The organism is Pseudarthrobacter sp. CC4 (assembly GCF_048957775.1).
GTDB lineage: Bacteria > Actinomycetota > Actinomycetes > Actinomycetales > Micrococcaceae > Arthrobacter.
The window spans coordinates 43,450-61,831 of record NZ_JARCCZ010000017.1 but is presented as its reverse complement, the minus strand read 5'-3'; the positions used below and the strand labels follow the sequence as shown (position 1 = coordinate 61,831).

Annotated in this window: 14 protein-coding genes; 11 read left to right on the top strand and 3 right to left on the bottom strand. The window is 66.7% G+C overall.

Features of this window, described 5'->3' with window-relative positions:
- Window positions 1–19: 19 nt before the first annotated feature.
- A complete protein-coding gene (locus PV768_RS12910) occupies window positions 20–694 on the top strand; it encodes a hypothetical protein (protein ID WP_370460556.1) in 675 nt (224 codons plus the stop codon).
- Window positions 695–824: 130 nt separating this feature from the next.
- Here the strand turns inward: PV768_RS12910 and PV768_RS12905 are convergent, their stop codons facing one another.
- The gene (locus PV768_RS12905; protein ID WP_157240579.1) at window positions 825–2,114 is read right to left on the bottom strand and encodes an ammonium transporter; all 1,290 of its coding nucleotides are present in this window, start codon (window positions 2,112–2,114) and stop codon (window positions 825–827) included.
- A 475-nt stretch (window positions 2,115–2,589) separates the two neighbouring features.
- Here PV768_RS12905 and PV768_RS12900 point away from each other — a divergent pair, with 475 nt between their 5' ends.
- The 4 genes from PV768_RS12900 (at window position 2,590) to PV768_RS12885 (ending at window position 7,407) form a co-directional block, all read left to right on the top strand.
- On the top strand, window positions 2,590–3,588 hold the full coding sequence (locus tag PV768_RS12900; RefSeq protein WP_157240577.1) for a LacI family DNA-binding transcriptional regulator: 999 nt from the start codon (window positions 2,590–2,592) through the stop codon (window positions 3,586–3,588).
- Window positions 3,589–3,740: 152 nt separating this feature from the next.
- Window positions 3,741–4,877, top strand: coding sequence for a Gfo/Idh/MocA family protein (locus PV768_RS12895; RefSeq protein ID WP_157240575.1), 1,137 nt, complete (start codon window positions 3,741–3,743; stop codon window positions 4,875–4,877).
- Entirely contained in the window at window positions 4,877–5,620 is a 744-nt protein-coding gene (locus tag PV768_RS12890) for a ThuA domain-containing protein (RefSeq protein ID WP_157240573.1), read from the top strand. Before PV768_RS12895 ends, PV768_RS12890 begins: the two co-directional genes overlap by 1 nt.
- 95 nt (window positions 5,621–5,715) lie before the next feature.
- Complete coding sequence (locus tag PV768_RS12885) at window positions 5,716–7,407, top strand: alkaline phosphatase D family protein (RefSeq protein ID WP_421093211.1); 1,692 nt, start codon at window positions 5,716–5,718, stop codon at window positions 7,405–7,407.
- Here the strand turns inward: PV768_RS12885 and gdhA are convergent.
- Window positions 7,404–8,741 carry an NADP-specific glutamate dehydrogenase gene (gene gdhA / locus PV768_RS12880; RefSeq protein ID WP_421093210.1) on the bottom strand — a complete coding sequence of 446 codons (1,338 nt, stop codon included), beginning with the start codon at window positions 8,739–8,741 and terminating at the stop codon, window positions 7,404–7,406. The genes PV768_RS12885 and gdhA overlap by 4 nt on opposite strands.
- A gap of 205 nt (window positions 8,742–8,946) precedes the next feature.
- On the opposite strand from gdhA, the gene PV768_RS12875 reads away from it, so the two are divergent.
- The 3 genes from PV768_RS12875 (at window position 8,947) to PV768_RS12865 (ending at window position 12,536) form a co-directional block, all read left to right on the top strand.
- Window positions 8,947–9,594: an AmiS/UreI family transporter gene (locus PV768_RS12875; protein WP_421093209.1), complete on the top strand. Its 648-nt coding sequence runs from the start codon at window positions 8,947–8,949 to the stop codon at window positions 9,592–9,594.
- A gap of 69 nt (window positions 9,595–9,663) precedes the next feature.
- On the top strand, window positions 9,664–11,568 hold the full coding sequence (locus tag PV768_RS12870) for an alpha-amylase family glycosyl hydrolase (RefSeq protein WP_421093208.1): 1,905 nt from the start codon (window positions 9,664–9,666) through the stop codon (window positions 11,566–11,568).
- Window positions 11,569–11,678: 110 nt separating this feature from the next.
- Window positions 11,679–12,536: a prephenate dehydratase gene (locus PV768_RS12865; protein WP_157240564.1), complete on the top strand. Its 858-nt coding sequence runs from the start codon at window positions 11,679–11,681 to the stop codon at window positions 12,534–12,536.
- Here PV768_RS12865 and PV768_RS12860 read toward each other — a convergent pair.
- Window positions 12,518–14,428, bottom strand: coding sequence for an FAD-binding monooxygenase (locus tag PV768_RS12860; RefSeq protein ID WP_321214638.1), 1,911 nt, complete (start codon window positions 14,426–14,428; stop codon window positions 12,518–12,520). The two genes, PV768_RS12865 and PV768_RS12860, sit on opposite strands and share 19 nt — an antisense overlap.
- 217 nt (window positions 14,429–14,645) lie before the next feature.
- Between PV768_RS12860 and PV768_RS12855 the strand changes: the two genes are divergently transcribed.
- The 3 genes from PV768_RS12855 to hpaE all read left to right on the top strand — a co-directional run bounded on the left by PV768_RS12855 (window position 14,646) and on the right by hpaE (window position 18,371).
- Window positions 14,646–16,112, top strand: coding sequence for a fumarylacetoacetate hydrolase family protein (locus PV768_RS12855; RefSeq protein WP_421093207.1), 1,467 nt, complete (start codon window positions 14,646–14,648; stop codon window positions 16,110–16,112).
- Entirely contained in the window at window positions 16,105–16,788 is a 684-nt protein-coding gene (locus PV768_RS12850; protein WP_421093206.1) for a GntR family transcriptional regulator, read from the top strand. The genes PV768_RS12855 and PV768_RS12850 overlap by 8 nt, the downstream gene beginning before the upstream one ends.
- A 68-nt stretch (window positions 16,789–16,856) precedes the next feature.
- On the top strand, window positions 16,857–18,371 hold the full coding sequence (hpaE, locus tag PV768_RS12845; protein WP_321214641.1) for a 5-carboxymethyl-2-hydroxymuconate semialdehyde dehydrogenase: 1,515 nt from the start codon (window positions 16,857–16,859) through the stop codon (window positions 18,369–18,371).
- The last annotated feature ends 11 nt before the right edge of the window (window positions 18,372–18,382 follow it).

The following is an 18,382-nucleotide window of genomic DNA, read 5'->3' as shown; positions in this document are numbered from 1 at the left end:
GGCTTCCTGGAGGCGAATAGTGAAATCGGCAAACGCAAGCATCATTACCGGCGTCATCCTGATAGCGGTCGGTGTGCTGTTGCTGCTGGACCTCCTCGACGTGATCGAGAGCGCGGCCTATGTGCCGATAGTGATCTTCACCGCTGTGGGGGCTGTATTCGTATCGCTCTTTGTTCGCGGCCGGGAGTTCTGGTGGGCGGCGATCCCCGGATCGGTGTTCCTGGGCCTGGCTGCGGTTGTCGCCGCCACCCAGCTCACCGGCGGCGGCGCGGGAGCGGCCTTCCTGTTCCTGTTCATGGCAGCCGGATTTGCCGCGGTCTACCTTCGCCAGCCGGACAACTGGTGGGCCGTTATCCCGGGCGGAGTGATGTTCACGCTGGCACTCGTCGTGGCACTCCCGCCGCAGGTGCAGGGCATGCCCACCGCCGCCGTCCTGTTCCTGGGCCTGGCTGCCACCTTTGGTGTGCTGTCCCTCGTTCCGGTCCCGGCGGCCGGTCAGGCCGGGCGGATGAAGTGGCCCTTGATTCCCGCCGCTGTCCTTGCAGTGCTTGGGGTGATCTTCGCGCTGCAGTCCACGGTGCTGCTCCTCGCCGCGGACTTCGTGGTGGTTGCCGTCATGATCCTGGCGGGCACTGCCTTGCTGGTCTACGCCTTCCGGGCACGCCATGGCGGACAGGACAAGGCACACGGTTAACACCGGCCCGGGCATGACAAAGGGCCAGTCCTCGGAACTATAAGCCAGCTGCTGCTGGCACCGGTCCGGAGGTTGGCCCCCTGCCTGACTCGTGATCCGGATGGCATGCACCCGGACTTCCTGGGAATCCCTACACGCGCTGCGGAGAGCCCAGCTCCACCGGATCCTCATCCGTAAGGTATGCGAGCTCGGAGTGTGCTGCGAGGTCGATGCCGCGCATCTCGTCCTCGGGATTGATCCGCAGGCCAATCGTCTTGTCCAGGATCTTTGCGAGGATCCAGGTGATGCCGAACGAGTAAACGAGCACCGTGACAGTGGCGAGGGCCTGGACGCCGAGCAGTTCAACGCCGCCGCCGTAGAAGAGTCCGCTGACCCCGTTCGGGGCAGCATCGGTGGCGAAGAGGCCGATCAGGAGCGTGCCCAGGATGCCGCCCACAAGGTGGACGCCCACAACGTCGAGCGAGTCGTCGTAGCCGAGGCGGTACTTCAGTTCAATGGCCAGCGAGCATACGGCCCCGGCGATCGCCCCGATGGCCAGCGCGCCCAGCGGGCTTACCGCGCCACAGGCGGGGGTGATGGCCACGAGCGCCGAGATCAGGCCGGACGCTGCGCCCATGCTGGTGGCTGCCCCGCGGCGGAGCCGTTCCACCAGGGACCAGGCCAGGAGGCCGGCCGAGGCAGCTACGGCGGTGTTGAGGAGAACCACCGACGCCGACTGGCCGGCGGACAGCGCGGAGCCGGCGTTGAAGCCGAACCAGCCCACCCAGAGGAGGCCGGCGCCAACCAGTACCAGCGGGCGGCTGTGCGGCTTGGCGTGCTCCACTTTCGGCCAGCCGGAGCTCTTGCCGAGCACCAGGGCCAGGGCCAGTGCTGCCGCGCCGGCGTTCATGTGCACGGCGGTGCCGCCGGCGAAGTCGATGGCCTTGATCCCGCTGGCGATCCAGCCGCCGGTCACGCTGCCATCCGCCGAAGTGAAGGCGAAGACCCAGTGCGCGATAGGGAAATAGACGATCGTGGCCCAGATGCCGGCAAACAGCATCCAGGCGCCGAACTTCATGCGGCCCGCTGCGGCGCCTGCCACCAGCGCCGTGGTGACGCAGGCGAAGAACAGCTGGAAGGCAGCAAACAGGATGACCGGGATGGACGCCTCCTCATCCGCGGCCAGCAGCTGCCCCATGCCGGGGAATTCGGTGACGTCACCGATCAGCCCCAGCCCCCCAACCGAGTTGCCGAAAGCCATCGAGTACCCGAACAGTGCCCAGAGGACAGCCACCAGGCTGGCGCCGCCGAAACACATCATCATCATGTTGAGAATGCGGCGCGACCCCACCATGCCCCCGTAGAACAGGGCGAGGGCGGGGATCATCATGCAGACCAGCGCCGAGCTGGCCAGTATCCAAGCGACATTTCCCGAATCCATGGGAAACCCCTTTCAAGATGCGAAGAGAGAACGGTAAGTTGCCGTCAGAGCCGCTCCGTGGAGGCACTCCGGGGGAGGGACGCGGATGGAGAGACCACGTTCAGCGGAGGGGCGGCTGTTGCCGTCTGGTTCCAACTGTATGGCGGCTATTTCGGGGTGGGTTTCCGGCGTGTTAAATGATCGTTTCGGTCATCCGCCAGCGAGTTTCAGGCGTCCCTCTGAGCGCAGGGTCCTCCCCCAGGGCCGCCGTGACGGTTTGCTGCGGCACGGGAGACGTGCGGTAGCGCCGCAACCGGGTCGCGATCACTCGTGCGAGTGTTCCGGCGACCTCATTGCGGGCCTGGCCGCCCATGTCGGCCATCATAGGTGGCAGGCCGCGAGGGCTCTGCGGCTAAGCTGGGGAAAACCGCCACTGCACTGCATGCACGGGCACGGCAGCGAGGACCCCGGTGCAATGGTCGCGGAAGGAAGAGGAATGGCGCGAGCGACAGTCCAGGACGTCGCCAAAACGGCAGGAGTGTCGGTCGGGACAGTTTCACGGGTCCTTAACGGCAGCCCGGCAGTCAGCGCTGCGAGCAAGGAAAAGGTCAAGGGTGCCATCCGCGAACTCAACTACCGGCCGCTGGCTTCTGCCCGCGACCTGCGCCGCGACCGCACCATGCGCCTGCTGGCCCTCGCCAAGAGCCTCGACTCCCCTGTCATCAGCGAAGCCTTCCGTGGCTTCGGGGACGCCGCGGCACTGTCCGGCTATGTCAGCCTCATCGCACCCACCTCGGGGGACCTCGAGCGGGAACAGCAGCTGGTGGACATGCTGCGCAACGGCTCGGTGGACGGCCTGATCCTCTTTTCGCCCACCATGCCGGACGCCGATGTTGAGGCACTGGCAGGGCAACTGAGCGTTGTCCAGGTGTGCGAGATCGTCGATTCCGAGGCGGCATTCGGTGTTTCCATCGACGACCGGCGGGCCGCCGTGGACATCACCCGGCACCTCCTGGCAACGGGCAGCCGGCGCCTGGCGATGATCGGCAACAGGGCGGCACGCTCCGGCCGGCTGCGGGAGGAAGGATTCCTTGCTGCCGTCCGGGAGGCAGGTCTGCAGCCGGAGCACCTGTTGTTCGCTGAGGGCGAGTTCGGTTTCCATGCCGGGCGCCGCCTCACCAGGGAACTCCTGCTGCTGGACCCGCTGCCCGATGCCGTCTTCTGCGGCAGCGATACTGTGGCCGCCGGATGCGTCCGCGAGATTACCGACGCCGGCCTGCGGGTTCCGGACGACATCGCCGTGGCAGGTTTCGACGATTCCGTCCAGGCGGAAATGTGTGTCCCTGAACTGACCACCATCAGGCAGCCCGCCTACGAGATGGGCCGGGTGGCCTTTGAAGCGCTGTTCGCACGCATGACTGAGCCAGGCGAACACCGCCGAGGCCGCACCTTCCTCCCCCACGAGCTCGTGGTCCGCGACTCCACGAAGGGCTAGCACCAGGGGTTGACAGTCCTCGACGGCGGCTGCAAGACTTTTGGAATCGATTCCAAACCTGCGGCAGCCTTCAACGGTGCGACGGGTTGGAATCGATTCCAACCGGCTTCACAGAGCCCCCTCCGCCACCCACCAGTTAAGGAAGCACCCCTTTGATCAACGAGCAGCAGCCGTCAGTGCAGCCCGCCGCCCTTCCCGAAGAAGCACCGGCAGAAGCGTTGCGGGTGGGCGTGGTAGGCATCGGATGGGCCGGCCAGCAGCACCTGAAGGCCTACCACGCCCTTGACGGCGTCAGCATCGTTTCGCTTGCCGGCATGGAGCAGGAACTCCGCGACTCCCTGCAGGCCGAATACGCCATTCCGAACGCCTTCGCGGACTGGAAGGACATGCTGGACCACGGCGGACTGGACGCCGTCAGCGTGGCAGTGCCAACCTTCCTGCACGCCCCCATCACCATCGCCGCCCTGGAACGGGGAATCCACGTCCTGAGCGAGAAGCCCATCGCCCGCAACGCCGTCGAAGGCCAAGCCATGGTTGACGCTGCCCGCAGAGCCGGGCGCGTCCTGGACGTCGCCTTCAACCACCGCCGCCGCGGCGACATCCAGGCGCTGAAGGGCGTCATCGATGCGGGCGGGCTCGGCCGGCCGTACTACGCCAAGGCATCCTGGCTGCGCCGCTCCGGCATCCCCACCCTGGGCAGCTGGTTCACCAACCCGGAGCTTGCCGGCGGCGGACCGCTGGCGGACATCGGCGTCCACGCCCTGGATTACGCCCTGCACCTGCTGGGCGAACCGAAAGTGGTGGCCGTCTCGGCGGCCACCCATTCGGAACTGGGACCACAGGGGCGGGGCGGCGGCAGCGCCTACTCCGCCCTGGCATCCAGCCACGCCTTCGACGTGGAGGACTTCGCCTCGGCGTTCCTCCGGCTCGAGGGCGGCGGAACCCTGGTGATCGAGGCGAGCTGGGCCACGTACCGGGAGACGGACGACCTCCTGGACTTCACGATTTACGGAACGGACGGCGGCGCGGAGCTCAAGGTGCAGGGCGCGCCTTTCCCGCCCGTGGGCCAGCTGCGGGTGTTCACGGACAAGGACGGCGAAAGCGCCGATTACGTCCCGCCGGTACTGCCGGGCCGCGCCCATGATGCAGTGGTGGAGGATTTCGTCACGGCAGTCCGGGGCGGCGAGGCAGTCTGGGGCGGGCATGACGGCTCCCTGGCGCTCTACCGGGCACAGATCATCGACGCGTGCTACCAGTCAGCGCTGGAGCAGAGGGAGGTTCGGCTCTAATGAACGGCAAACTGAAGATCCGGGTATGGAACGAGGGCGTCCACGAGGCCATCAACGAGCCGCCCCACATCGGGGAGATCTACCCTGACGGCATCCACGGTGCCATCGCCGCCGGGCTCCGTTCCTTCTACCCGGAGGCAGAGATTACGACGGCGGTCCTCGCCACGGACGATGAGCACGGCCTCGACGAGGAGGTGCTCGCGGAGACGGACGTCCTGCTGTGGTGGGGACACATGGCCCATCATGAGGTGAGCGACGCCGTCGTCGAACGCGTCCACCGGCACGTCCTCGGCGGCATGGGCCTGATCGTGCTCCACTCGGGGCACTTCGCCAAGGTGTTCACCAGGCTGCTGGGCACCAGCTGCTCGCTCGCCTGGCGGAACGACGGCGAGCGCGAGCTCGTGTGGACCGTGAAGCCCTCGCACCCGATCGCTGAGGGCGTGGACAGCCCCATCGTCATCCCCGAACAGGAGATGTACGGCGAGCTGTTCGATATCCCGGAGCCGGACGACCTCATCTTCATCAGCTCCTTCGCGGGCGGCGAGGTGTTCCGTTCCGGCGTCACCTTCACCCGGGGCAAGGGCCGCATCTTCTACTTCAGCCCCGGCGACCAGGAGTACCCGGTGTACCACCACCCGCAGGTCCAGCGGGTCCTGGCCAACGGCGTGAAGTGGGCGGCCCAGCCGGGCCTGCACCGCTCGGCCCCAGGGGTCACCAACCCCGCGCGGGACTGGTTCAGCTAAGGATGGCTGCAGCCGGCCTCCGGCATGGCAACCCTGGCGACAGCAGCTGCGGGTTTCCCATAGCCGGGGCCGGTTCCAGCGGGTACAACTGAGGGATGACTACCCCGGCACTGGTGTTAGGCCCCATGATGCGGTACGTGGACCAGACCTCGGCGAGCATCTGGGTGGAAACCCGGGACAACGCCAGCGTGACGGTCAGCGCCGGGGCCGGGGAGTGGAAAGCCCGGACCTTCGCCGTCCACGGCCACCACTACGCGCTGGTGGAAGTGGACGGGCTGGAGCCCGGATCCGTGACACCGTACGCGGTGGCCGTCAACGGAGTGCCAGTGTGGCCCGAGCCCGGGACGGGGTTCCTGCCGCCGGTGATCGCCACCCTCAAACCCGGCAAGCCGCTGCGCCTGGCCTTCGGTTCCTGCCGCACCAGCGTCCCGCACGACGAGTCCGGCAACCGGAGCCACGGCGTGGACGCTTTGCGGGCCTACGCAGTGGCGATGAGTTCCGGCGGCGGCGGGGAGCCGTGGCCGGACCTGGTGGCATTTCTCGGGGACCAGGTCTACGCGGATTTAACCAGCGAACAGATGCAGGAATTCATCAAGGCCCGGCGTGATATTGAGGCGCCTCCCGGCGAAGAGCTCAAGGACTACGAGGAGTACGCGCACCTCTACCACCTGGCATGGTCCGACCCCGCGAACAGATGGCTGCTGTCCACCCTGCCCAGTGCCATGATTTTCGACGACCATGACATCCGGGACGACTGGAACTCGTCGAGGAGCTGGCGGGAGGCGATGCAGGCCACCGCCTGGTGGCAGGGGCGCATTGTGGCCGGGCTGGCCTCGTACTGGGTTTACCAGCATTTGGGAAACCTGTCCCCGCAGGAGCGCGCCGCGGATGTGATCTGGCAAAAGATCACATCCCGCCGCGGGGACGGCGAACCGGACATCAGCGCTGAGCTGGACAGTTTCGCCGAACGGGCCGACCAGGATCCGGAAACCTACCGGTGGAGTTACTGCCGCGACTTCGGCGACACCCGGCTGCTTGTGGTTGATTCCCGTGCCGCCCGGAACCTGGACCCTGACCGCCGGGCCCTGCTGGACGACGCCGAAATGGACTGGCTGGACGCCCGGATGCGCGGCGGGTTCCGGCACCTGCTCGTGGCAACGTCCTTGCCGTTCCTCCTGCCGATGGGCCTGCACCACCTTGAAGCCTGGGACGAGGCAGTCTCCGAGGGCGCATGGGGCAGGCTCCCGGCACGGGTCGGCGAGAAACTGCGCCAGGCGGTAGACCTGGAGCACTGGGGTGCCTTCCAAAACAGCTTCCGGCGGATGGCCGCCATGGCCGCGGAGGTGGCAGAGGGGACGCGCGGTCCGGCGCCGGAGACTGTCACCTTCCTGTCGGGCGACGTGCATTTTTCCTACGTCTCCGAAGTGGAGCGGCCCTCGGGAAGCCGCATCATCCAGGCGGTCTGCTCTCCCATCCGCAACCCGCTCCCGCGGCTGATGCGCTCCTTCGGCGCCGTGATGTCCTACGGCCTGGCCGCGCCGATCGGGGCGTTGGCGGCACGCTCCGCCAGGGTTCCGGATCCGCCCTTCCGCTGGTCCGGCATCAAAGGCCCATGGTTCGACAACAACCTGGCCTGCCTCGAAGTGGTGCCGGAGGGCTTGAAGCTGTGGTGGCAGCGGGGCGTGGTGGACGGCGGCGACAACCTCAACCCCCGCCTGGAACGCGTGGCCGAGATAACCGTCGCTCCACGCGGGACGGCGGGGAATGCTGCCGTCCTGCCCTCCTAGATCAGGCCCTGGGCCAGCATGGCGTCCGCTACCTTCACGAACCCGCCGATGTTGGCGCCGAGCACGTAGTTGCCCGGATCGCCGTACTCGTCAGCCGTGGAGGCGCAGCGGTCGTGGATGCCCACCATGATGTCGGTGAGCCGCTCCTCGGTGTGTTCGAAGGACCAGGAATCCCGGCTGGCGTTCTGCTGCATCTCCAGCGCCGACGTGGCAACGCCGCCGGCATTGGCGGCCTTGCCCGGACCGAACAGCACGCCGGCCTGCTGGAACACTGCCGCCGCGTCGCGGGTTGAGGGCATGTTGGCGCCTTCGCCGACGGCAAGGAGCCCGTTGCGGACCAGCCGGGCGGCAGCACCGCCGTCGAGCTCGTTCTGGGTGGCACAGGGCAGCGCCACGGTGGCATTGACCTCCCAGACGGAGCCGCCGTCCACGTAGGACACGCCGCCACGGCGTTCGGCATAATCTTTCAGGCGGCCCCGTTGCACTTCCTTCACTTCGCGAAGAAGGGCGACGTCGATGCCCGCCTCATCCACCACGTAACCCGAGGAGTCGGAGCAGGCCACCACAGTGGCACCCAGCGCCTGCGCTTTGGCAATCGCATTGATGGCCACGTTCCCGGAGCCTGAGACCACCACGCGCTGGCCGTCGAAGGACGTGCCGCGGGTCTTCAGCATTTCCTGGGTGAAGATCACGGTTCCGAAGCCGGTGGCTTCCGGCCGGACCAGGGATCCGCCCCAGGAAATGCCTTTTCCGGTAAGGACGCCGGATTCGTAGCGGTTGGTGATGCGCTTGTACTGCCCGAACAGGTAGCCGATTTCGCGGCCGCCCACACCAATGTCGCCGGCCGGGACGTCGGTGTATTCACCAATGTGCCGGTACAGCTCGGTCATGAAGGACTGGCAGAACCGCATCACCTCGCCATCGCTGCGGCCGCGGGGGTCGAAGTCCGAGCCGCCCTTGCCGCCGCCGATGGGCATGCCGGTGAGGGCGTTTTTGAAGATCTGTTCAAAGCCCAGGAATTTGACGATGCCCAGGTAGACCGAGGGGTGGAACCGCAGGCCGCCTTTGTACGGGCCCAGCGCCGAGTTGAATTCCACCCGGAAGCCGCGGTTGATCTGCACCCGGCCCTGGTCATCAGTCCACGGCACGCGGAAGATGATCTGCCGCTCCGGTTCGCAGAGCCGTTCCAGGATTGCGGCTTCAAGGAGTTCGGGATGCCTGTCATGGACGGGCCCCAGGCTTTCAAAGACCTCAACTACTGCCTGATGGAACTCCGCTTCGCCGGGGTTCCTGGCCAGGACAGTGTCCCTGATGGCCTCCAGCCGTGCATCCATGAATCTTTCCTCACCGTGGGCGTAACACTGGGCAGCCACGCGGCGGGCGGCGTCGTCCCAAATAGTTTACGCTTCAACTTAACTGATTGCGACCAGCCACTGTTAGGCGGCCCCAATCACAATGCTCTAACCTCCGTATTGTGACAGAAAAATTCCACTTAGCGATAATTCCGTCGGCGCTTCCGGCGGGCGGCGGGGCGTCCTGATGCCGTACGCCTGCCTGCTCCTCTCCGGTGCGGCACTGCTGGTCAACGGACTCGCCACCCTGGGGCACCTGCCCCGCCGCGACGCAGCCGTCCTGGGCCTGGTGGTGGGGATCGTGCAGCTGGTGCTCGGCGTCGTCGTGCTGTCCCTGGGCGGTGCGGCCGGCACGGCGCCGACCGCAGCAGGGATCCTCCTGTTCGGGCTGACCTACGCCTATGCGGGCCTGGACATCCTGCTGGGCCTTGGGGCGAAGGGCCTGGGCTGGTTCTGCGGGATGGTTGCGTTCGTTGCCGTGCTGCTTGCCTTCTTCTGGCTTCCTGCCGATCCCCTGCTCGCCGTGCTGTGGCTGGCGTGGGCGGTGCTCTGGGGCCTGATGTTCGCCTCCCTGGCCTGCGGCCGGAGCGGGCTGGACCCCTTCATGGGCTGGGCACTGGTCCTGGCCAGCCAGGTGACCGCCACGGTGCCGGCCTTCCTGGGAATGGCCGGGCTCTGGCCGCGCAGCGCCCACGTTGCCGCCGGCGCCGCCGGGCTGTTGGGACTTCTCTTCCTTGCCGCGGGGATACTGGCGCGGCGGCAGCCTGCGGGCGAATGGCGCGCACCGGATAAGCCCGGTACCGCTGCCGCCCTGCCCCGGGAGCCGCGGCGCTAGCCGCCGTGGCATACTGCCGTAACCAGTTTCTGCCGGATCCGCCGGCTGGAGGTCGGAAGGGGTTCTTCAATGCAGGAGTTCGTCAGTGCGGACGAAACAGTGCGGCAGCACGTCGTCGATGCGCTCGCGCAGGCGGGGACCGCCCCGGATCGCGCCTTTCAGCAGCGGTTCGACGCACACTTCCCCGACCTGTGCCGCCTCTTCCGCACGCTGTACGGATCCCGGCCGGACTGGCAGGACCAGCTGGCCGCCCTGGTGGTCCAGGGTGCACGCTCCTGGGATGGGCGCCCTGCCGAGCTGAAGGCCCTGGACGCTGAACGGGAGGCCAACAGCGGCTGGTTCCTGTCCAACAACATGCTCGGCGGCGTCTGCTACGTGGACAGGTACGCCGAAAGCCTGGAAGGGCTGCGCTCCCACATTCCGTACTTCAAGGAACTGGGCCTCACTTACCTGCACCTCATGCCGCTGTTCCTCGCACCCGAGCCGCACTCCGACGGCGGCTACGCCGTCTCCAGCTACCGCCAGGTCAACCCCAAGCTGGGCACCATGGAACAGCTCCGTGAGCTTGCCTCCGAGTTCCGGACCCACGGCATCAGCCTTGTGGTGGACTTCATCTTCAACCACACGAGTGACGAACACGAGTGGGCCCGCAAGGCGGCGTCGGGGGATCCGGAATACAGCGACTACTACTGGATCTTCCCCGACCGCACCATGCCGGACGCCTTCGAGCGGAACGTGCGTGAAATCTTCCCGGAAAACCACCCGGGGTCCTTCATCCAAATGGAGGACGGCCGCTGGGTGTGGGCAACCTTCCACACCTACCAATGGGACCTGAACTACTCCAACCCGGACGTCTTCCGGGCCATGGCCGGGGAGATGCTTTTCCTGGCCAACCAGGGCGTTGACATCCTGCGCATGGATGCCGTGGCGTTCATCTGGAAGCAGCTGGGCACCCCCTGCGAAAACCTGCCCGAGGCCCACATCCTCCTCCAGGCCTTCAATGCCGTCTGCCGGCTGGCCGCGCCGTCGCTGCTGTTCAAGTCCGAGGCAATCGTGCATCCGGACGAGGTGGCCCTCTACATCGATCCGGCCGAATGCCAGCTCTCCTACAATCCGCTGCAGATGGCGCTGATCTGGGAATCCCTGGCCACCCGGGACGTCTCGCTGCTGGCGCAGGCGCTCGAACGAAGGCACAACATCCCGGACGGCACGTCCTGGGTCAATTACGTGCGCAGCCATGACGACATCGGCTGGACCTTCGCCGACGAGGACGCGGCAGAGCTTGGCATCAACGGCTTCGACCACCGCCGTTTCCTGAACTCCTTCTACGTCAACCGGTTCCCGGGCAGCTTCGCCCGCGGCGTCCCGTTCCAGGACAATCCCAAGACCGGGGACTGCCGGATTTCAGGTACCACGGCGTCCCTGTGCGGCATGGAGGTGGACCCGGCCGAGGCGGTGGAGCGGATCCTCCTTACCCACTCGGTGGCCTTCAGCACCGGCGGCATCCCGCTCCTGTACCTGGGCGACGAGGTGGGGCAGGTCAACGACTACGGGTATGCAGAAGAGGAAGGGCACGACGCCGACAGCCGCTGGGTGCACCGGCCCCACTACCCGGCGGGCCAATACGCGCTCCGCCACGACCCGTCCACCCCCGCGGGCGCGGTGTACGCCGGCCTGAAGCGGATGGTTGAGGTCCGGGCGGCCACGCCTGAACTGGCCGGTACCAGGCTGGTGGATTTTTCCACCAACAACCGTTCCGTCCTTGCCTACCAGCGGCCCGGCGGCGCCGGGGCTGAAACACGGGTCCTGGCCCTCGCCAACTTCAGCGACCAGCCCCAGGCCCTGCCCGCCGCAACCTTCTCCGGATACTCCCCTGCCGCCGTCGACCTTCTCTCCGAAGCCGCGCTGCAGCTGGACGAGGGGGTCACGCTCCTCCCCCGCCAGTACCTCTGGCTGCGCGTCACTCCCGTTTAGGCCCGTCCCATCCCAACTAGGTAGCGCTAAGTGTCGTTTTGGCCGCCCAAAACGACACTTAGCGCTACCCAGTTGGGCGGGCGGGGGCGGGGCGTGAAACCATACGGATCATGGCCCAGAAGATTGCGTACCAGGGTGAGCCCGGCGCCAACTCCAATATCGCGTGCAAGCAGATGTTCCCCGACATGGAAAGCGTGCCCTGCGCGAGCTTCGAGGACGCGTTTGAACTCGTGTCCAGCGGCGAGGCCGAGCTGGCCATGATCCCGATCGAGAACTCCATCGCCGGCCGGGTGGCGGACATCCACATCCTGCTGCCGCAGTCCAACCTGCAGATCGTGGGGGAGTTCTTCCTGCCCATCCACTTCGACCTGCTGGGCATCCCGGGCAGCACCATCGAAGGTGCCACCGAGGTGCACAGCCACATCCACGCCCTCGGCCAGTGCCGCAAGCTCATCCGCGAGCACGGCCTCAAGCCCGTCATCGCCGGCGACACCGCGGGTTCCGCCCGGGAAGTCAGCGAGTGGAACGATCCCCGCAAGCTGTCCCTCGCTCCCCCGCTCGCGGCCCAGATCTATGGCCTGGAAGTGCTGGCTTCACGGGTTGAGGACGACCCCTCCAACACCACGCGCTTCGTGGTCCTGGCCCGGGAAAAGGAGCTGCCGGCGCGGGATGAGCTTCCCGGACCGGCAGTCACCAGCTTTGTGTTCCGCGTCCGCAACGTCCCCTCGGCCCTGTACAAGGCGCTGGGCGGCTTCGCCACCAACGGCGTGAACATGACCCGGCTGGAAAGCTACATGGTGGGCAACGAATTCGCCGCCACCATGTTCATGGCCGACGTAGAAGGCCACCCCGAGGACCTGCCGTTGAAGCTGGCCCTCGAGGAACTGGACTTCTTCACCACCGAGGTGCGGATCCTGGGCGTCTACTCCGCCGCGGACTACAGGACGGCTCAGACCGTCAGCGGCTGACCCGCTGCATGGCGCGGCTTCAGGAGACCGGCGAAGAACTCCGCCAGCTCCGCCGTCGCCGCGAGCGGCAGGACGTTGGCCACGTACTGGTCCGGACGGACCACCACCACCACGCCGCCGCGGTCCAGGCCCCGCAGCTCGAAGATGTCCGCGTTGGGATCGGTGGCGTACACCTTCTCGTAGTCGGTCAGCTTGAACGGGCCCACCTGCGGCCTGAACACCGCCGGTACCGCGTTGATGTCAACGGCGGTGTGGGGCTGCTGGTAGACCACTTTCACGTCGAACCAGGCATCCGGGTCAGCGTCCGACGGCGTCGCGGCCAGCGGTGACTGCGGCGAGTTCGCCAGCCACTCGGCGAAGTCCGCCACACCTGAGTGCCCGCCGGCCGGTGCCGCGTCGGCGAAAACGTAGATCCGCCAGCGGCCGTCAGCCGTAGCGTGGTGGCCCAGGTGCATCGGGTTGGTATCGCCCACCCGCACCACGGGCGCCGATTTGAAGCGCTTGCCCACGGGAAAACCCGTGGCCAGGTCCTGGTGGATGTCGCTGCCGGTCACCATGGACGGCGTGTACTGGGTCATGAAGCCGGCCGGGAATTCAGCGGTGCGCACGTAGAAGTCCTCAAGGTCCGAGGGGTGTTCGAACTCTTCGGGCTTCTTGGCCATCATGGTGGACCACTCCTTATCGAAATCGATAAGGTTCTTCGCCACCACCTGGCGCTCCTCGGAGTAGGTGGACAGCAGGCTCTCCGGGCTGCGGCCTTCCAGCACGTGCCCCAGCTTCCAGGCCAGGTTGAACCCGTCCTGCATGGAGACATTCATGCCCTGGCCGGCCTTGGCACTGTGGGTGTGGCAGGCGTCGCCGGTGATGAACACCCGCGGAGTACTGGTGCCGCGGTCCTCCGGCAGGACGTCGTCGAACCTGTCCGTCAGGCGGTGGCCCACCTCGTAGACGCTGTGCCATGCCACGTTGCGCACGTCCAGCGTGTAGGGGTGGAGGATCTCGTTGGCCTTGTGGATGATCTGCTCGATGGTGGTTTTGCGGATGGCGCCCTTGGTGTCCGGATCCACCTCGCCAAGGTCCACGTACATGCGGAAGAGGTAGCCGCCTTCCCGGGGGATCAGCAGGATGCTGCCTTTCTCACCCTGGATGGCGCACTTGGTGCGGATGTCCGGGAAGTCGGTAACGGCCAGGACATCCATAACGCCCCAGGCGTGGTTGGCGGCGTCGCCGGCGAGGTGGCAGCCAATGGCGTCCCGCACCTTGCTGCGTGCGCCGTCCGCACCAACAACGTACTTAGCGCGGACCACCCGCTCCTGGCCTTCGCTTGGGCCGGAGGTGCGGGCGAGGGTCACAGTGACGGGGTACTCCCCCTGGCCGGTGACTTCAAGGCCGCGGAATTCGTAGCCGTAGTCGGGCTTCATGCGGGTGGGCGAGTTGGCCATGACCTCGGCGAAGTAATCGAGGACGCGGGCCTGGTTCACGATGAGGTGCGGGAATTCACTGATCCCCATCTCGTCGTCCACGGCACGGGCGGCCCGGACGATGCGCGAGTGGTCCGCCGGGTCCGGCTTCCAGAACGCCATTTCGGTGATCCTGTATGCCTCGGCGATGATCCGCTCGGCAAAACCGAAGGCCTGGAACGTCTCCACGCTCCGGGCCTGGATGCCGTCCGCCTGGCCGATGGGAAGACGCCCTTCCCGGCGTTCAACAATGCGCGTTGTGACATTCGGGAACTGGGAAAGCTGCGCGGCTGCAAGCATGCCGGCAGGTCCGGTGCCCACAATCAGCACGTCGACTTCGTCCGGAAGGTCAGCAGGCCGGTTGATGCCGACGCCTGCCGCAGGCTTGACCCTGGGGTCGCCCGACACGTAACCGTGGTGGTGAAACTGCACGGGATTCCTCACTTCGTTGTGTGGCGCTTCAGCTGCACGAGCTGTTCGATAATAGAATTTCAGGTTCCATATAAGAAACCCTGCGATTGAGCACCACAGTACGCCACCTGTGACGGGGACTACAAGGGACCGGGATTCCCTCGGAAAAGGGGTTGACGAACGCCGACGCGAGCGCGATAGTGATCGTATACGATTTTGTACTCGATGAGGAGACGGTTTGGAGCAGGTCAACGGGGACACCCTTGCAGCGGCACGCAAGGTCATCGCGGTGCACATCAACTACCCCAGCCGGGCCGCGCAGCGGGGACGCACGCCGGCCCAGCCGTCGTACTTCCTCAAGCCGTCGTCGTCGCTCTCGCTGAGCGGCAGCGCGGTGGAACGGCCTGCCGGCTGCGAGCTCCTCGGCTATGAGGGGGAGATTGCCCTGGTCATCGGCAAGGCCGCCCGCCGGGTCGGGCTCGAGGACGCGTGGAGCCACGTCGCCGCCGTTACCGCGAGCAACGACCTGGGCGTCTATGACCTGCGCTGGGCGGACAAAGGCTCGAACCTGCGTTCCAAGGGCGGCGACGGCTTCACTCCCGTGGGCCCCGCACTGATCCCGGCAGACGCCGTCGACCCCTCCCGCCTCCGCATCCGCACCTGGCACAACGGCCAGCTCGTCCAGGACGACACCACGGAGGACCTGCTTTTCCCGTTCGCCCGCCTGGTCGCCGACCTCTCCCAGCTGCTCACCCTCGAGGAAGGGGACATCATCCTCACCGGCACCCCCGCCGGTGCCTCCGTGGCCAGGCCCGGGGACGTGCTGGAGGTGGAGGTGGGCACGCTTGATGGCAGCCCCACCACCGGACGCCTGGTCACCAGGGTGGAGGAAGGCACGACGCCGTTCGCTGACTTTGGTGCCGGCCCCAAGGTTGACGACGTGCAGCGGGAGGAAGCGTGGGGTTCGCGCGAAGCTGCCGGCCTTCCTGCCCCTGCCAGCGTCCTCACCCCGGAACTAAAAGCCAAACTCGAGAGCGTCGCCACGGCCACGCTGTCCTCGCAGCTGCGCAAACGCGGCCTTAATAACGTCAGCATCGACGGGCTGCAGGCCACGCGCCCGGACCGCCGCGTCGTCGGGCTGGCCCGGACCCTGCGCTACGTCCCCAACCGGGAGGACCTGTTCAAGTCCCACGGCGGCGGCTTCAACGCCCAGAAGCGCGCCATCGATTCCGTGAACGAGGGCGAAATCCTGGTGATGGAGGCCCGCGGCGAGAAAGGCACCGGGACGGTGGGTGACATCCTGGCCCTGCGCGCCCAGGTCCGCGGCGCCGCGGCGATCATCACGGACGGTGGCGTCCGGGACTACGCCGCCGTGGCAGGTTTGGACATGCCCACCTACTTCGCCAACCCGCACCCCGCGGTGCTGGGACGCCGCCACGTTCCGTGGGACACGGACATCACCGTCGCCTGCGGCGGTACGACGGTGCAGCCCGGCGACATCATCGTGGCCGACTCCGACGGCATCCTGGTGATCCCGCCGGCCATCGCCGGGGAACTCGTCGAGGACTGCATTCGGCAGGAACAGGAAGAAGCCTTCATCTTCGAGATGGTGAAGCAGGGCAACAGCGTTGACGGCCTCTACCCCATGAACGCCCAGTGGCAGGCACGGTACGAGGACTGGAAAGCGGGCAAGAGCAATGACTGAGTCAGTATTGGCCGCGGGAAGCAAGTCGCAACAGGCCTACGACGCGGTAAAGGCCCGGATTGTGGAAGGAACCTACACCCCCGGGTACCGGCTGGTGCTCGGCAGCATCGCCAAGGACCTCGGGTTCAGCGTGGTCCCGGTCCGGGAAGCCATCCGCCGGCTCGAGGCCGAAGGACTGGTGAAGTTCGAACGCAACGTGGGCGCCACCGTGGCCGGGATCGACCCCACCGAGTACCTCTACACCATGCAGACCCTGAGCATCGTGGAAGGTGCCGCCACCGCGCTGTCTGCTCCGCTGGTCGATGCCGCGGCGATTGCCCGGGCCCGCGCCGTGAATGAGGAGATGCGCGAGTGCCTCCAGCATTTTGACCCCGTCCGCTTCACCCGGCTCAACCAGGACTTCCACAGCGTCCTGTTCGAGCGCTGCCCCAACCCGCACATCCTGGACCTGGTCCACCGCGGCTGGAACCGGCTGGCAGCTTTGCGGTCCTCCACGTTCCGCTTTGTCCCGGGCCGTGCCCGCGAATCGGTGGAGGAGCACGAAGGGCTGCTGCAGCTCATCGAATCCGGAGCAGACGCCGATTCCATCGAGAAGGCCGCCCGCCTGCACCGCTCCGCCACCCTGGACGCCTACCTCGCCCAGACCACCCCGCAACCAGCAACGCGGGGTCACTAAACGCCCAATAAACGGCCCCAATCGGCCCAGAAGTGACCCCGCGTTGAACTATCACGAAGGAAACAACAATGACGTTCACTGCAGAACAGTCCGCCACCCACTACGTGCCGCAGGACCTTCCCAACCACATCCAGCACTACATCAACGGCCAGTTCGTCGACTCCGTCTCCGGCAAGACCTTCGATGTCCTGGACCCGGTATCCAACCGGAACTACGCCACCGCCGCCGCAGGCCAGAAGGAGGACATCGACCTCGCCGTCGCCGCCGCCCGGGAAGCGTTCACCAACGGCCCGTGGCCGAAGATGAAGCCCCGAGAACGCGCCCGCGTCCTGAACAAAATCGCGGACGCCGTCGAGGCGCAGGAAGCCCGGCTCGCCGAGCTCGAGACGTTTGATACCGGCCTGCCCATCACCCAGGCCAAGGGCCAGGCCCTCCGCGCGGCGGAGAACTTCCGCTTCTTCGCCGACCTGATCGTGGCACAGTTCGACGACGCCATGAAGGTCCCCGGCTCACAGATCAACTACGTGAACCGCAAGCCGATCGGCGTCGCGGGCCTCATCACCCCGTGGAACACCCCGTTCATGCTGGAGTCCTGGAAGCTCGCCCCGGCCCTGGCCACCGGCAACACCGTGGTCCTCAAGCCGGCCGAGTTCACCCCGCTCTCCGCCTCGCTGTGGGCCACCATCTTCAAGGACGCCGGCCTCCCTGACGGGGTGTTCAACCTGGTCAACGGCCTCGGCGAAGAAGCCGGCGACGCCCTGGTCAAGCACCCGGACGTCCCGCTGATCTCCTTCACCGGCGAGACCACCACCGGCCAGACGATCTTCCGCAACGCCGCCGCCAACCTCAAGGGCCTGTCCATGGAACTCGGCGGCAAGTCACCCTGCGTGGTCTTCGCCGACGCCGACCTTGACGCCGCCATCGACTCGGCCCTGTTCGGCGTCTTCTCCCTCAACGGCGAGCGCTGCACCGCCGGCTCCCGGATCCTCGTGGAACGCGCCATCTACGACGAGTTCTGCGAAAAGTACGCCGCACGCGCAAAGAACATCGTCGTCGGCGACCCGCATGACCCCAAGACCGAGGTCGGCGCCCTGGTCCACCCCGAACACTACGAAAAGGTGGCCTCCTACGTGGAGATCGGCAAGTCCGAAGGCCGGCTCCTGGCCGGCGGCGGGCGGCCCGAAGGACTCCCCGACGGCAACTACATCGCACCTACGGTGTTTGCCGACGTCGCCCCCGACGCCCGGATCTTCCAGGAGGAAATCTTCGGCCCCGTCGTCGCCATCACCCCGTTCGAGAACGACGACGAAGCCCTCGCCCTGGCGAACAACACCAAGTACGGCCTCGCCGCCTACATCTGGACGCAGAACCTCACCCGCGCCCACAACTTCTCGCAGAACGTCGAGGCCGGCATGGTCTGGCTGAACAGCCACAACGTCCGCGACCTGCGCACCCCGTTCGGCGGCGTCAAGGCCTCGGGGCTGGGCCACGAGGGCGGCTACCGCTCCATCGACTTCTACACCGACCAGCAGGCCGTCCACATCACCCTCGGCACCGTCCACACCCCCAAATTCGGCGCCTAGCCAACCCCTTT

Bases quoted from the DNA above. Each gene is read 5' to 3' on its own strand.
- PV768_RS12850 (WP_421093206.1), top strand. From the start codon at position 16,105: ATGACTGAGTCAGTATTGGCCGCGGGAAGCAAGTCGCAACAGGCCTAC.
- PV768_RS12900 (WP_157240577.1), top strand. From the start codon at position 2,590: ATGGCGCGAGCGACAGTCCAGGACGTCGCCAAAACGGCAGGAGTGTCG.
- PV768_RS12875 (WP_421093209.1), top strand. From the start codon at position 8,947: ATGCCGTACGCCTGCCTGCTCCTCTCCGGTGCGGCACTGCTGGTCAAC.
- gdhA (WP_421093210.1), bottom strand. From the start codon at position 8,741: ATGGATGCACGGCTGGAGGCCATCAGGGACACTGTCCTGGCCAGGAAC.
- PV768_RS12870 (WP_421093208.1), top strand. From the start codon at position 9,664: ATGCAGGAGTTCGTCAGTGCGGACGAAACAGTGCGGCAGCACGTCGTC.
- PV768_RS12865 (WP_157240564.1), top strand. From the start codon at position 11,679: ATGGCCCAGAAGATTGCGTACCAGGGTGAGCCCGGCGCCAACTCCAAT.
- PV768_RS12905 (WP_157240579.1), bottom strand. From the start codon at position 2,114: ATGGATTCGGGAAATGTCGCTTGGATACTGGCCAGCTCGGCGCTGGTC.
- hpaE (WP_321214641.1), top strand. From the start codon at position 16,857: ATGACGTTCACTGCAGAACAGTCCGCCACCCACTACGTGCCGCAGGAC.
- PV768_RS12885 (WP_421093211.1), top strand. From the start codon at position 5,716: ATGACTACCCCGGCACTGGTGTTAGGCCCCATGATGCGGTACGTGGAC.
- PV768_RS12890 (WP_157240573.1), top strand. From the start codon at position 4,877: ATGAACGGCAAACTGAAGATCCGGGTATGGAACGAGGGCGTCCACGAG.